The organism is Providencia sp., from assembly GCF_040396775.1.
In the GTDB taxonomy this organism is placed as follows: domain Bacteria; phylum Pseudomonadota; class Gammaproteobacteria; order Enterobacterales; family Enterobacteriaceae; genus Providencia.
Genome location: NZ_JBEBNT010000003.1, coordinates 401,772 through 417,419, shown reverse-complemented (window position 1 = coordinate 417,419; position 15,648 = coordinate 401,772). Strand labels below are relative to the sequence as shown.

Annotated in this window: 11 protein-coding genes; 10 read left to right on the top strand and 1 reads right to left on the bottom strand. The window is 41.4% G+C overall.

What is annotated here, in order from left to right:
• The first annotated feature begins 297 nt into the window (after positions 1-297).
• The 6 genes from ABWP91_RS06460 to kdsB all read left to right on the top strand — a co-directional run bounded on the left by ABWP91_RS06460 (position 298) and on the right by kdsB (position 7,119).
• On the top strand, positions 298-2,658 hold the full coding sequence (locus ABWP91_RS06460; RefSeq protein ID WP_353242563.1) for a DNA internalization-related competence protein ComEC/Rec2: 2,361 nt from the start codon (positions 298-300) through the stop codon (positions 2,656-2,658).
• A 36-nt stretch (positions 2,659-2,694) separates the two neighbouring features.
• Entirely contained in the window at positions 2,695-4,440 is a 1,746-nt protein-coding gene (msbA, locus tag ABWP91_RS06455; protein ID WP_353242562.1) for a lipid A ABC transporter ATP-binding protein/permease MsbA, read from the top strand.
• On the top strand, positions 4,437-5,435 hold the full coding sequence (gene lpxK, locus ABWP91_RS06450) for a tetraacyldisaccharide 4'-kinase (protein ID WP_353242561.1): 999 nt from the start codon (positions 4,437-4,439) through the stop codon (positions 5,433-5,435). Before msbA ends, lpxK begins: the two co-directional genes overlap by 4 nt.
• Before the next feature lie 400 nt (positions 5,436-5,835).
• A complete protein-coding gene (locus ABWP91_RS06445) occupies positions 5,836-6,051 on the top strand; it encodes a cold-shock protein (protein WP_353242560.1) in 216 nt (71 codons plus the stop codon).
• Between the two features lie 136 nt (positions 6,052-6,187).
• Positions 6,188-6,367 carry a Trm112 family protein gene (locus tag ABWP91_RS06440; RefSeq protein WP_206086646.1) on the top strand — a complete coding sequence of 60 codons (180 nt, stop codon included), beginning with the start codon at positions 6,188-6,190 and terminating at the stop codon, positions 6,365-6,367.
• A 5-nt stretch (positions 6,368-6,372) separates the two neighbouring features.
• Positions 6,373-7,119, top strand: coding sequence for a 3-deoxy-manno-octulosonate cytidylyltransferase (gene kdsB, locus ABWP91_RS06435; RefSeq protein ID WP_353242559.1), 747 nt, complete (start codon positions 6,373-6,375; stop codon positions 7,117-7,119).
• Positions 7,120-7,193: 74 nt separating this feature from the next.
• Here the strand turns inward: kdsB and elyC are convergent, their stop codons facing one another.
• The gene (elyC, locus tag ABWP91_RS06430; protein ID WP_353242558.1) at positions 7,194-8,021 is read right to left on the bottom strand and encodes an envelope biogenesis factor ElyC; all 828 of its coding nucleotides are present in this window, start codon (positions 8,019-8,021) and stop codon (positions 7,194-7,196) included.
• A 338-nt stretch (positions 8,022-8,359) separates the two neighbouring features.
• Here elyC and cmoM point away from each other — a divergent pair, with 338 nt between their 5' ends.
• The 4 genes from cmoM to mukB are packed head-to-tail and all read left to right on the top strand — an operon-like array spanning position 8,360 to position 15,618.
• Positions 8,360-9,148, top strand: coding sequence for a tRNA uridine 5-oxyacetic acid(34) methyltransferase CmoM (cmoM, locus tag ABWP91_RS06425; protein ID WP_353242557.1), 789 nt, complete (start codon positions 8,360-8,362; stop codon positions 9,146-9,148).
• On the top strand, positions 9,145-10,470 hold the full coding sequence (gene mukF / locus ABWP91_RS06420) for a chromosome partition protein MukF (protein ID WP_353242556.1): 1,326 nt from the start codon (positions 9,145-9,147) through the stop codon (positions 10,468-10,470). Before cmoM ends, mukF begins: the two co-directional genes overlap by 4 nt.
• Entirely contained in the window at positions 10,451-11,176 is a 726-nt protein-coding gene (gene mukE, locus ABWP91_RS06415) for a chromosome partition protein MukE (RefSeq protein WP_353242555.1), read from the top strand. Before mukF ends, mukE begins: the two co-directional genes overlap by 20 nt.
• Complete coding sequence (mukB, locus tag ABWP91_RS06410) at positions 11,176-15,618, top strand: chromosome partition protein MukB (protein WP_353242554.1); 4,443 nt, start codon at positions 11,176-11,178, stop codon at positions 15,616-15,618. Before mukE ends, mukB begins: the two co-directional genes overlap by 1 nt.
• The last annotated feature ends 30 nt before the right edge of the window (positions 15,619-15,648 follow it).

Below are 15,648 nucleotides of genomic sequence, written 5' to 3'. Positions count from 1 at the left end.
AACACCAACACCAACACCAACACCAACACCAACACCAACACCAACACCAACACCAACACCAGCACCAACACCAGCACCGACGTTATATTTAAAATAAACTAAAACAGACCCATGAAAACCAAAATAGAATTTAACTACGTATTGTTGCGAAGCGCTTCGCAAAAATTTTGTAATTAATACTTTTTATAAGATTTTTTGGGAAGCGATTTATAACGTTATATTTATGAATTAAAAGTTAATCGAATAGGGGGTAGATTAGACTCGAAATTTAAAAACAAATAAGAAATAAAGTTTAAAATGAGAATTTTTCAAAACAAAAATAGAGTGTGGAAATATAAAGATCAGAAAATTTCCTTAACATTGGTTTCATTCGCAATTATCGGTGGAATATTACCCTTGTTATTTATGCCTAATCTTTTAAATTTTGATGACTCAGTTATTATTTTACTCGTTTCAATTTTTTTATTATTCATGTTTTTTGTAAATAAAAATCTTAAATTTATTTTATTGGTAATGACTTTTTTTCTATGGGGAAATTGGCATGGAAATAATATAAATAATAATATTTACTCGTTATCAGTAAAGCACCAGTATTTGGACATAACTGTCATCAGGTTACTCGCTGAAGATAAAGAGAAAAAAATTAAAATTAGAATCGATAAAGTTAATAATAAAGAAATATTTCCCCCGTTGTATGCAATATGGAAAAGCAAAGAAACTCTATGTTCGGGTCAATCATGGCGAATTAATAGTAAGCTAAAGCCCTTACATAATTCTTTGAATGAAGGTAGTTTCAACCAGCAGCGGCACCAATTATCACAACGGATTATAGGCACATTAAAAAGTAAGCAGAATACAGTATTGAACTCTGAATGCTCGACAAGGCAAAAAATAATCAATTATTTTATGGCGCCAATGAGCACTTTGAGAAATGTTGGGATTATATATGGGTTAATGTTTGGAGAAAGAATATTATTGTCTGAAAAACACTCGCGCTTATTGCAGCAAACGGGGTTAACCCACTTAATGGCGATCTCTGGCTTACATATTGGGTTAGCTTATTGTTTAGGGCTTATTATAGCCAGGGGGGCACAGTATGTACTTCCTGTTTGTTTTATGAACCAAATTATTCCAACTGCATTAGGTTTAACATTAGCATTATTGTATGCATGGATTTCTGGGTTTGCGATTCCAGCAACTCGAGCACTATTTTCATTGTTTTTATGGGTTTATATTAGAAACAAATCATCATTATACTTTTCTTGGCAGTGGGCACTATGGAGTATCGCAGGCATTTTACTGTTTGATCCACTTACTATTTTATCAGATAGCTTCTGGTTATCGAGTTTTGCTGTCTTAGCAATTTTGTATTGGCTGACTGTTTTTCCATTATCAACACGCCTAACTCAAAAGAAAATTATCGGTAAAGTCATTGGATTAGTTCATCTACAGATTGGGTTGCTGATTTTATTGATACCAATGCAAATCATCGTATTTAATGGTATTAACTTCATGAGCATATTTGCTAATTTGTGGTTTGTTCCATTGATCTCTTGGGGGGTAGTACCCGCAATATTGGCTATTTTTTTAGTACCAAATATAACATTACAAAATTTAATTTTTGGTTTTATAGATAGCGTCATTGATTTTGGATTACTTCCGTTATCCTTTTTTAGCCGTTATTGGATGGATCTTCTGAATATACCCTATTATCTATTATTCATCTGCTGGTCTGTGGCTCTAATATACCTATTTAGGTGGTATAAAATGTATCTTTCCCTGATTGGCTGCATTGTTGCTTTGATTTTTATAGAGCGGGGCAATGATAAAAAGCCAGAGCATGACTGGAGTATGACATTACTCGATATTGGGCATGGTTTAGCCGTTATTATTGAACAAAATAATTTAGCTTATCTATATGACACGGGGAACTCTTGGAAAGGGCACAGTAATGCTAAAAGGCAAATTATTCCTTTTTTAAAGCATAAAGAAATAACACCGATGGGGATTATTTTAAGTCATAATCATTTAGATCACACTGGTGGTGTATCTGATCTATTAAAACAATATCCATGGCTAAATGTGCGAAGTAGTTTTGGAACTTATCTTAGTAAAACTAAACAAAAAAGAAGCAAAATCAAGCAAGTGATGCATTTGCCCTGTGTTAAAGGGCAAAGATGGCTATGGGGAAAGTTGACGTTTGAAGTTTTGTGGCCAGAAAAATTGTCAGCTGTTTCCCATAATAATGATTCGTGTGTTATACAGTTTACAGATGGACACCACAAAATTTTATTGACTGGAGATATAGAAAAGAAGGGAGAAGCAAAATTAGTTGAAACTTATAAACAAAGCCTCCGTTCTTCTATTTTGTTTGCACCGCACCATGGAAGTCAAACCTCATCGACAAATCTATTGTTAAGAAATGCTCAACCATCAATGGTTTTGCTTTCGTCTGCAAGGTACAGTGCGTGGAAAATTCCATCGGAAAAGGTCTATCAAAGGTACAAAAAAAATAATATTCAGTGGTTAAATACCGCTGAGAAAGGGCAGTTAACATTATGGTTTAAAAAAGAAAATGTCAGTATTCAGAGCTATCGCGATGAAATTTCCCCACGTTGGTATCATCTGTGGTTTGGCTTACCGCTATTTCCCGAGTAGAATAGTGCGCTTACATTAAGTCTGGTAATTAAAAGTATGAATGATAAAGACCTTTCGACAAAACAAACTTTTCGCCGCTTGTGGCCGATTATTGCGCCTTTTAAAGCGGGCTTAATTGTTGCAGCAATAGCTCTTATTATAAACGCTGCTGGCGATGCGTTTATGATTTCTTTATTAAAACCTTTATTAGATGAAGGGTTCGATAAAGCCGATAACGACGTGTTAAAATGGCTGCCACTTGCTGTATTAGGTTTAATGGTTGTTCGTGGTGGTTCTAGCTTTGTCTCAACGTACTGTGTTTCTTGGGTTGCAGGTAAAGTGGTGATGAATATGCGCCGCAAGCTTTTTGGTCATATGATGGGCATGCCGGTGAGCTTTTTCGATCAGCAATCCACAGGAACGCTTTTATCTCGAATTACTTATGATTCAGAACAAGTAGCGTCTTCATCTTCAGGTGCTTTAATTACAATCATTCGTGAAAGCGCTTACATCATCGGCTTATTTACGATGATGTTTTATTATAGCTGGCAACTGTCTCTTATTTTGATTGTTATCGCTCCTGTTGTTTCTATTACTATCCGTATTGTTTCTAAGCGTTTTCGCAAAATCAGCAAAAACATGCAAACAGGTATGGGGCATGTAACCGCGAGTGCGGAACAAATGCTTAAAGGGCACAAAGAGGTTTTAATCTTTGGTGGTCAAAAAGTTGAAACTGAGCGTTTTTATAAAGTCAGTAACAATATGCGTCGCCAAAATATGAAAATGGTAACCGCATCGGCAATTTCAGACCCAATCGTACAATTGATTGCCTCATTTGCTCTTGCATTCGTTTTGTATGCGGCAAGTTTTCCTGATATTCGCGATGAACTTACCTCTGGTACTATTGCAGTTGTCTTTTCATCTATGTTTGCGTTAATGCGCCCATTAAAATCGTTAACGAATGTCAACGCACAATTCCAACGTGGCATGGCGGCTTGTCAAACGTTATTTGCTATCTTAGATTCTGAGCAAGAAAAAGATGATGGGACTAAAGTTCTCAAGGATGTTAAAGGTGATATCAAATTTGAGAATGTCACTTTTACCTATGCGACAAAAGAGCATCCTGCATTAGATGATGTTTCTTTTACCTTACCAGCAGGGAAATCAGTTGCATTAGTTGGGCGCTCAGGTTCTGGTAAATCAACAATTGCCAACCTAATCACGCGCTTTTATGACATTGATAAAGGTTCAATCCAAATTGATGGTCATGATATTCGTGATTACACGCTTGCCTCATTGCGTAGCCAAGTTGCACTGGTATCACAGCATGTTTACCTTTTCAACGATACGATAGCGAATAATATTGCTTATGCAACCGATGGGAGCTATAGCCGTGAGCAAATTGAAAAAGCGGCTGAAATGGCCTATGCCATGGACTTTATCGCTAAGCTTGATAAAGGGTTAGATACTGTAATAGGTGAAAATGGGGTCATGCTTTCAGGTGGGCAACGTCAGCGTATTGCAATTGCGCGTGCTTTGCTACGTGATGCACCAATTTTGATCCTTGATGAAGCGACATCAGCACTTGATACCGAGTCTGAACGTGCAATTCAAGCTGCACTGGATGAACTACAGAAGAATAGAACATCATTGGTGATAGCACACCGGTTATCAACAATTGAGAATGCAGATGAAATTTTAGTTGTACAAGATGGTCGTATCATTGAACGCGGTACGCATACAGCGTTGCTAGCGCAAAATGGGGCTTATTCTCAATTACACAGTATTCAATTTAAACAATGATAGAGCGTATTTGGTCCGGCAAGTCGTGGTTATATATCTTACTGTTACCGCTATCTTTTCTTTATGGATTGATAACGATAATACGCTATGCCGCTTATAAAGTCGGGCTAAGTCGCTCTTGGAAAGCGCCAATACCTGTGGTTGTGGTGGGGAACCTCACAGCTGGAGGTAATGGCAAAACGCCAGTGGTTATCTGGCTGGTTGAGTCGCTGGTAAAGGAAGGCTATCGCGTGGGAGTAGTGTCCCGCGGTTATGGTGGAAAAGCGGAGAGTTACCCACTTGTTCTCGATGAAAATACACCAGCAGCAGCAGCTGGAGATGAACCTGTTCTAATTTACCACCGTACTAAAACCCCTGTTGCAGTAGCCCCTAAGCGCAGTGATGCAATCAAAGCATTATTAGCAGTGCATGAATTGGATGTGATCATCACTGATGATGGCTTGCAGCATTACGCGTTGCAACGTGATTATGAAATCGTGGTGATTGATGGACAACGTCGTTTTGGCAATGGATGGTGGTTACCAGCAGGCCCCATGAGAGAGCGAGCGGGCCGTTTAAATAGCGTGAATGCCTTGATTGTTAATGGTGGTCAGCCAGAGGGGAACGAAGTGTTAATGACCCTTGAAGGTGACACCGCAGTTAATATTGTAACTTCAGAAAACCAGCCTGTTACTCAGCTCGACTCTGTGGTTGCAATGGCTGGTATCGGGCATCCGCCTCGTTTTTTTGCCTCTTTAGAAAATAAAGGAGTAGCGTTGGTGAATACCCACGCTTTTGTTGATCACCAAGATTATGAACAACAGCAACTTTCTGCGCTTGTTAAGCCAGCGCAAAACTTGCTGATGACTGAAAAAGATGCCGTTAAATGCCGCTCATTTGCGCAGCTCAATTGGTGGTTTTTACCTGTAAAAGCGCAATTAGCATCCAATGGTGAGCAAAAAATCCTAAGTGAAATAAAAAAACTTATCACAAATAACAAAAATACTTGCCACTAACACTTCACTATGATAATAATATCGCCACTGTGATATAGGTCTAATTATTATGTATCTAGATGCAATACAGTAATAATTGGATTTTATACTAGCTTAATTTCACGCTCCGTTCTTTAGTTAGTCTTCATATCCTCGCACATCAACGCTGTTAAATCGTTGTTACTTAGTTTTGTCATCATAATGTCAAAATAGACTGTTAACTTCACAGTAGATGCGTGGTGTCTGAAACCTACATTTACGGGCGTTATAAAAGATGCACAATAATTTTAGTGCATAAATTGGTAAAAGTTTGATTACTCTTTAATGTATTAATAGATCGGCAATTTATAAATGGGAAGCAAGAAAGGGTAATGATACAAAAATAAAAAGGTATTGTTCTTAGAACAAAAGGAGTTTTAACATGAATTTTCAATTACATATGGGTCGAGTTAAATGGTTTGACGCAAAAGAAGGTTACGGTTTTATTTCGCCATCCAATGGTGGAGATGATGTATTTGTGACAACGAAATCAATTGCTAATAAAAAAATCAAATCATTATTCGAAGGTCAAAACGTCGAGTTTTGCTTAACACGTAGTTCTAATGGCATAACGGCTGCTGACGTTATTGCTTACTAAATAAAAACAGCACAATTTCTCCTGCTTTCATCCTCTCATCTTCGCAGGAGATCTTAATCAGAAAGATTAAAGTTAACGGTGATATCTGCATGTGATATCCTGACTCCAAGTGAGTTAAATCCATTCGGGAGAAAACATGGATCACCGTTTACTTGAAATCATTGCTTGCCCTGTTTGCCATGGCAAATTAAGTTATAACAAAGAACACCTCGAACTTATCTGTAAGTTTGACCATTTAGCCTATCCCATTCGTGATGGCATCCCCGTTTTACTCGAAAATGAAGCGCGCCAAGTCTCATTAGATGAAGGACAATAATCGCCATGTTTACGGTTATTATTCCTGCTCGTTATGCTTCAACCCGCTTACCCGGCAAGCCGCTGGCTGATATCCATGGTAAGCCGATGGTTGTTCGAGTGATGGAGCAAGCCATTAAATCTGGTGCGAACCGAGTGATTGTCGCAACAGACCACCAAGATGTGGCGAATGCAGTTATTACAGCGGGTGGCGAAGCGTGTATGACTAACCCTGATCACCAATCGGGTACGGAAAGATTGGCTGAGGTTATTGATACATACGGTTTCTCTGATGATGAAATCATTGTGAATGTGCAGGGTGATGAGCCTTTAATTCCGCCTGAAATTATTAGTCAAGTTGCTCATAACCTTCAAGGCAGTAAAGCGAATATGGGCACTCTGGCTGTTCCAATTCATGATGCACATGAAGCGTTCAACCCAAATGCAGTGAAAGTGGTCACGGATCATGACGGGTATGCACTGTATTTTTCCCGTGCAACAATTCCGTGGGATAGGGACAACTTTGCGAAAAGTCATGATTCAATTGATGATTTTTTCTTACGCCACATTGGTATCTATGCCTATCGCGCAGGCTTTATTCGCCGTTATATCCACTGGGAAGCGAGCCCGCTAGAGAAAATCGAAATGCTTGAGCAACTCAGAGTGCTTTGGTATGGTGAAAAAATCCATGTGGATGTTGCTAAAGTGACACCAGGTGCAGGTGTTGATACACCCGAAGACCTAGAATTGGTGAGAAAACAATTTTTATCATAGAAATTTATTTGTTTTTACCAATGGCATGATGCGATAAAAAAGGCGTAACCTTAATGAGTTACGCCTTTTTGTTTTTATTCGGAAACGACTAATTCAGGTGTGCTGAGTGGTTCTTCTAAGGCTTGGCTATTATCAGGTTTTATATGCCACCAAATCGTGCCAATAAATTCGTACCAAGCACGCTCACTATGGCTGAAGTAATAGGCAGAAGGAATATATTTTTCCCATGGATTAATACCGCTGCTAATGGCTAATTGATTTGCAGGGGCTGGATAAGGCTGCATACCTCTGTCAGTAAACATTGTAATGGCTCTTGGTAGATGATTAGCCGATGTCACAAGTAAAAATGGTGTTTTTCCAATAATTTTCTCAACTTCGTAAGCCTCTTCTTGCGTATCTTTGGGCTCAGTGAGTGGGATAGTATCTGATTCAGGAACACCCAATGACTGTGCAACTTTGGCTGCAACCTCAGCACTGCTTATCGTGCTGCTGGCTTTTCCGCCTGTAAATATCAGCTTACTCCCAGAGTGTTTAAGGTATAAACGCACGCCTTCAGTGACTCTTGGTAGACTGTTACTTAATAAATTAGCGCTTGGGCTCCAGTCAGGGTTATAGGTAAAGCCGCCACCTAAGACCACGATGTATTTAATATCTTGTGGTGGGTTTTCTGTGATTAACTCATAGCGTTTATTAAAATTGCCCTCAATAGGGGCGAGCAAGCTGTCTGAAACGGGTTGTAATCCAAGTAGTGCGATGAGCACTAAACTCACGGTTGTTAAGCTTTTTCCCCATTTTTGCCAGCGAGTAAACCACAGCAAAAGCAGCCCGATAGCACCAATAATGAGCAATAGTGGCAATGGCATTAAAAGTGAGCCAATGTACTTCTTTAAGAAAAATAACATAATCAAGCCTATATTTAGGGGACTAACCACTGCCAATGTTCGGTATGAGTTTGGCAAATTTGCTACATAAGACAACGAAAATTAACGTTAATAATGCCAAAATGAAATCCGCTGAGCAAAATAAACTACTATGCAAAAATATAGCCATTATCTGTTATAATTTACGTTTCAATTGTCGCCAACATCTTGTGTGATAAGCACAATACTCAGTGATAATATTCATGATTAGATAAATTTTCATCAAGATCTGGATGAAACTGATGAGTTTTGAGTGTTTTTACGACAAATTGACCCATAAATATGCTGTAAATGACGAATGATAGGCAACTGGATAGCACATGGCAGACCGCAACTTTGATGATATTGTCGATAAATTTGCAAAAAATATCTATGGAACGACCAAAGGAAAGATACGCGAAGCGGTGGTTTGGCAAGACTTAACTCAATTATTAGAGACCCAGTTTAAGGGAAAAACGTTACGGATCCTTGATGCAGGTGGCGGAGAAGGCCATTTTTCGCGCAAATTAGCTGCATTAGGCCATCAAATCACACTTTGCGATTTATCCGAAGAGATGTTGGAGCGCGCTCGTGAGTTAGCTGAAGAAGAGGGAATTATTGGTAGCATGCAGTTTGTCCATTGTGCAGTACAAGATATCGCACAACATGTTGATGAACCTGTTGACCTTGTTCTTTTTCACGCGGTTTTGGAGTGGATTAGCGATCAAAAATATGCAATTGAACAGCTGGCAGATATAATCAGACCAGAAGGCGTATTTTCTGTCATGTTCTATAATGCAAATGGCTTGGTCATGCGTAATGCAGTTTTAGGTAATTTTCATCTGGCAACACCGCATATCCAACGTCGTCGTAAACGTTCGTTATCACCGCAAAAACCGTTATTTCCTCAGCAAGTTGATGAGTGGTTAGCAGAGTGTAAGATGGATATCTTAGGGAAAAGCGGTGTTCGAGTTTTCCATGATTATTTGCAAAGTCGGCAGTTACAGCAAAAAGATTTCCCTGCGTTGTTGGCGCTTGAACAACAATATTGCCGTGAAGAACCGTATATCAGCATGGGGCGTTACATTCATGTCATGGCACGCAAACAAATACAAAAGGACGATTTATGAGTGATTTTTCCCAGACCGTCCCTGAGCTCGTGTCTTGGGCACGAAAAAATGATTTTGCAATTTCACTTCCCGCTGAACGTTTAGCGTTTTTACTGGCCGTTGCTGTACTGAACAGCGAGCGGGTAAATGGTGAAATGAGCGAAGTGGAATTGGTCGATGCCTTTCGTGAGGTTTGTAAAGGGTTTGAACAAACCACAGAATCACTGGCGGTACGCGCAAATAATGCCATCAATGATATGGTACGCCAGAAAATATTTAACCGCTTTGCGAGTGATATTGTCGAAGGTAATGCAATCTATCGTTTGACCCCATTAGGCATAGGCATTAGTGATTATTATATTCGCCAGCGTGAGTTTTCAACATTGCGACTTTCGATGCAACTTTCTATCGTTGCAGGGGAATTGCAACGTGCGGCAGAAGCAGCCGAAGATGGTGGTGATGAGTTTTATTGGCACCGTTATGTTTTTGCCCCGCTAAAATATTCTGTCGCTGAAATCTTTGATAGTATTGATTTATCCCAGCGAATTATGGATGAGCAGCAAAATTCCGTAAAAGAAGATATTGCAGCACTGCTAAACCAAGATTGGCAAGCGGCGATTGCCAACTGTGAGCAATTACTGTCAGAAACCTCTGGAACACTTAGGGAATTGCAAGATACGTTAGAGGCCGCAGGGGATAAACTGCAAGCCAACTTATTACGTATCCAAGAAGCAAACATGAATGCACCTGTGTTTTCAGATATGGTAGATAGGTTAGTTTTTGATTTACAAAACAAATTAGACCGTATTGTGAGTTGGGGGCAGCAATCCATTGATCTTTGGATTGGCTATGACCGCCATGTACATAAATTTATCCGTACCGCGATTGATATGGATAAAAATCGCATATTTTCTCAGCGGTTACGCCAGTCAGTTCAACATTATCTCGACAGCCCTTGGGCACTCACTTACACCAATGCTGAGCGGTTATTTGATATGAGAGATGAAGAGCTTGCCTTGCATGATGAAGAAGTCACAGGTGAGTTACCGCCAGAGCTCGAGTTTGAAGAATTTAGCGAATTAAATGATAGGCTTGCAGAACTAATGGAAGCAGAGCTCGCATTCTACAAAATAGAGCAGCGCCCATTAGATGTTGGTCGTGTATTACATGATTACTTGCAGCAGTATCCACAAAAACGTCATTTTGATGTGGCGCGAATTATTATCGATCAAGCTGTAAGATTAGGTATCGCAGAGGCTGATTTGGCGGGGTTACCGGCAGAATGGCAAGCTATTAATGATCACGGAGCCAAGGTACAGGCACATGTCATCGACAAATATTGAACAATTTATGCCAGTTAAGCTGGCTCAAGCATTAGCTAACCCGATTTTTCCAGAGCTAGACAGCCAATTGCGTTCAGGTCGTCACATTAGCATTGATGACCTTGATAACCACGCATTTTTGATGGATTTTCAGGAAGCATTAGAGCAATTTTATGCACGTTATAACGTTGAGTTAATTCGTGCACCTGAAGGCTTTTTCTATCTGCGTCCTCGCTCAACCACATTAATCCCACGCTCTGTGTTGTCTGAGCTGGATATGATGGTGGGGAAAATCCTGTGTTACCTCTATTTGAGCCCAGAGCGCTTAAGTAACCAAGGTATTTTTACCTCACAAGAGTTATTTGAGGAGCTGTTATCGCTGGCGGATGAAAGCAAATTATTGAAATTTGTTAATCAACGCTCGACAGGGTCTGACCTTGATAAACAAAAATTGCAGGAAAAACTAAGAACCTCACTAAACCGTTTACGCCGTTTAGGGATGGTGCATTTTCTGCAAAATGATTCGAGTAAATTCATTATTAGCGAATCGGTTTTCCGTTTTGGTGCGGATGTGCGTAGCGGTGATAACCCGCAGGATGCGCAATTACGTATGATCCGTGATGGTGAAGCGATTTCCCTAGACGGTGAATTATCACTCAAAGACAGTGATGAAGACGAAGTCGAAGATAGCCAAGACCCAGCAGAAAGTGATGAGGATGAAGAATAATGATTGAACGCGGAAAATTTCGCTCACTGACGCTGGTTAACTGGAACGGTTTTTTTGCTCGTACTTTTGACCTTGATGAGTTGGTAACCACCCTCTCAGGGGGGAATGGTGCGGGGAAATCTACTACCATGGCGGCGTTTATCACTGCCATGATCCCTGATTTAACTTTGCTGCATTTTCGTAATACCACAGAAGCGGGAGCGACATCAGGTTCCCGTGATAAAGGTTTACACGGGAAATTACGCCCTGGCGTCTGTTATGCCATTTTGGATGTGCTGAACTCAAAACACCAGCGCGTCATGGTGGGGGTACGCTTACAACAAGTGGCTGGGCGTGATAAAAAAGTCGATATTAAGCCATTTATGGTGCAAGGTGTGCCACTTGCTACTGTACCGACTGAAATTTTAACGGAAGTGATTGACGGTCGTCAGGCTAAAGTTATTCCATTAAATGAGTTAAAAGAAAGGCTTGAAGAGCAAGAGGGTGTCTTATTCAAGCAGTTTAACTCGATTACGGATTACCACTCGATTCTGTTTGAATTAGGCGTATTGCCTAAACGTCTGCGTTCAGCAGGAGATCGCAGTAAATACTACCGTCTTATTGAAGCGTCGCTATATGGTGGGATTTCAAGTGCAATCACGCGCTCATTACGTGACTATTTACTGCCGGAAAACAGCGGGGTTCGTAAAGCTTTCCAAGATATGGAAGCGGCATTACGAGAAAACCGTTTAACCCTTGAAGCGATTCGTGTTACGCAATCAGACCGCGACCTATTTAAGCATTTGATTAGCCAAGCCACAGACTACGTTTCTGCGGATTATATGCGCCACTCAAATGAGCGACGTATTCACCTTGATGCGGCATTGGCAGCGCGTAATGAACTCTATGCAAGCCGTAAGCAACTCCGTGTTGAGCAAGTTCGCAGTGTTGAAATGGCGCGTGAATTAAATGAACAAAATGGTTCGTCAACAGAATTAGAAGCGGACTACCAAGCGGCGAGTGACCATTTAAACTTAGTGCAAGCAGCACTGCGCCAACAAGAGAAAATCGATCGTTATCAAGCCGATATTGAAGAATTAACATATCGCCTTGAAGAACAAAGTGAAGTTGTTGCAGAAGCGACAGAATCACAAGAAGAATTTGAAGCACGTGCTGAAGCGGCAGAGATTGAAGTTGATGAATTAAAAAATCAGCTTGCCGATTACCAGCAAGCACTGGATGTACAGCAAACCCGTGCGATTCAATACCAACAAGCGTTGCATGCGCTGAACCGTGCACGTGAATTGTGTCAATTACCTGAATTAACCATTGATAATGCAGATGAATGGTTAGACACGTTTGAGGCCCGCGAACAGCAAGCTACCGAAGCTTTATTGGCACTTGAGCAAAAAATGAGTGTGGCAGATGCTGCACATAGCCAATTTGAGCAAGCCTATCAACTCGTTAAGAACATGGTGGGTGAGGTTAGCCGCAGCGATGCCTATCAACAAGCGCGAGCGTTATTGCGCGATTGGTCATCCCAGCAGCATTTGGCTGAGCGTGTTCAACCTTTACGTATGCAACTTTCTGAATTACAACAGCGTTTAAGCAGCCAGCAAAATGCAGAAAGGTTACTTGCAGAGTTTTGTAAGCGCCAAGGTCAAAGCTATGAGCCTGATGAGCTTGATGCGTTAATGGTAGAGCTTGAAGCTCAGCAAGAAGAATTAAGTATTGGCGTCAATGAAAGTGGTGAAAGACGCATGCAAATGCGCCAAGAGCTAGAACAAATTCGCCAGCGTATTGCGCAACTTTCAGCGAAGGCCCCTGCATGGATTGTTGCTCAAGAAGCATTAACACAACTGAACGAACAATCTAGCGAAACATTTGATTCCAGCACCGCAGTTACTGAGTTTATGCAGCAATTGCTGGAGCAAGAGCGTGAAATTACTGTTGAGCGTGATGAAGTTGCAGCCCAGCGCCGTGACCTTGAAAAACAAATCGAGCGTTTAAGCCAGCCAAGTGGGGCTGAAGATAGCCGCATGCTGGCACTCGCAGAGCGTTTCAATGGTGTTTTACTGTCTGAAATCTATGATGATATTACCATAGAAGATGCTGCTTATTTCTCTGCGCTGTACGGCCCTGCTCGTCACGGTATCGTGGTGCAAGACCTTGATGCGGTTCGTAGCCAGCTGGATTCACTACAAGATTGCCCTGATGATGTGTATTTTATCGAGGGGGACCCATCCTCTTTCGACGATAGCGTTTTTGATGCGCAAGAGTTTGAAAATGCCGTATTAGTGCGTTCATCTGAGCGCCAATGGCGCTATTCGCGTTACCCTGAATTGCCACTGTTTGGTCGGGCGGCACGTGAAAGCCATTTAGAGTCGCTCACCGCAGAGCGTGATGAGCTCGCAGAACGTTATGCGACACTTTCTTTTGATGTGCAAAAAATTCAGCGTGCACACCAAGCATTCAGCCGTTTTATTGGCCAGCATATTTCCGTGGCATTTGAAGATGACCCAGAAGCTGAAATTCGAACATTAAATCAAAAACGTACTGAGCTAGAGCGCGCTTTAAGCCAATTCGAAGAACAAACTTCACAGCAACGCCAACAATTTGCTCAAGGAAAAGAAAGCTTAGCTTCTTTAAATCGCCTTTTACCTCAAATGGGGTTACTGCTCGATGAAACCTTGGCGGATAGAGCAGAAGAAATAAGTGAAGAGCTGATTGAAGCAGAAGAAGCGGCACATTTCCTGAATAAACATGGCCATGCGTTAGAAAAATTAGAGCCAATTGTGACGGTACTACTCAGCGATCCTGAACAACACGACCAATTGCGCAAAGATTATGATACCGCAAAACATGCTCAACAAAATGCGAAACAGCAAGCCTTTGCGGTGGTTGAAGTTGTTCAACGCCGTGCTCACTTTAGTTACAGTGATTCGACGGGCATGGTCAATGAAAATGCCGACCTAAACGAAAAATTACGCCAACGTTTAGAGCAAGCGGAAACAGAACGTACGCGAGCTCGCGAGCAGCTACGTCAACATCAAGCTCAGTCAGCCCAATATCACCAAGTTTTTGCTTCATTACGCAGCTCTTTTGAAACGAAGCAAGAAATGCTGAAAGAGTTAGAAGTCGAGATGCAGGAAATCGGTGTGAAAGCCGACCCTGATGCGCAAGAACGTGCACGTATTCGTCGTGATGAGCTGCATCAACGAGTAATGGAAAACCGCAGTCGTATTAACCAGTTAGAAAAACAGCTGACGTTATGTGAGGCTGAAATGGATAACTTACAAAAACGCCTGCGCAAACTTGAAAAAGACTACTTCCAGCTTCGTGAACAAGTGGTTTCGGCAAAAGCAGGTTGGTGCGCGGTGATGCGCTTGGTGAAAGATAACGGTGTTGAACGCCGCTTACATCGCCGTGAACTTGCGTATACGGATGGTGACAGTCTGCGTTCGATGTCGGATAAGGCGCTGGGGGCGTTGCGTTTAGCTGTTTCAGATAACGAACATTTACGTGATGTTTTACGTTTATCGGAAGATCCAAAACACCCTGAGCGTAAAATTCAATTCTTTATTGCTGTTTATCAGCACCTGCGTGAGCGTATTCGCCAAGATATCATTCGTACCGATGACCCAATTGATGCGATTGAGCAAATGGAAATTGAGCTTGCGCGTTTAACGGAAGAATTAACTGCACGTGAGCAAAAACTGGCTATTAGCTCGAAAAGTGTGGCGAATATTATCCGCAAAACGATCCAACGTGAGCAAAACCGTATTCGTATGCTGAACCAAGGGTTACAAGCGGTGGCGTTTGGTCAGGTTAAAGGGGTACGTCTAAACGTTAATATTCGTGAAAGTCATGCACTGTTACTGAGCGTGTTATCCGAAGAAAGTGAAATGCACCAAGACTTGTTCACTAGCCAGCGTTTAACCTTTTCTGAAGCGATGGCGAAACTGTATCAACGTCTGAATCCACAAGTAGATGTTGGGCAGCGTTTACCACAAACTATTGGGGAAGAGCTGTTAGATTACCGTAACTACTTGGAGTTAGATGTAGAGGTTAATCGAGGCTCAGATGGTTGGTTAAAAGCAGAAAGTGGCGCGTTATCAACCGGTGAAGCGATTGGTACGGGGATGTCTATCTTAGTGATGGTTGTGCAAAGCTGGGAAGAAGAGTCACGCCGTTTACGTGCGAAAGATATTATTCCTTGTCGCTTGCTGTTCTTGGATGAGGCTGCTCGATTGGATGCCAAATCGATTGCCACGCTCTTTGAACTGTGTGATAGGTTAGAAATGCAGTTAATTATTGCGGCACCTGAAAATATCAGCCCTGAAAAGGGAACTACCTATAAATTGGTTCGTAAAGTGTTTGGTAATAATGAGCACGTACATGTAGTTGGTCTGAAAGGCTTCGGGCAAGATAGCCCAGTAGCTGAAGCGCCATTGCAGCAATAATAGCGAATGTGATTTAATTAAATGCCGATA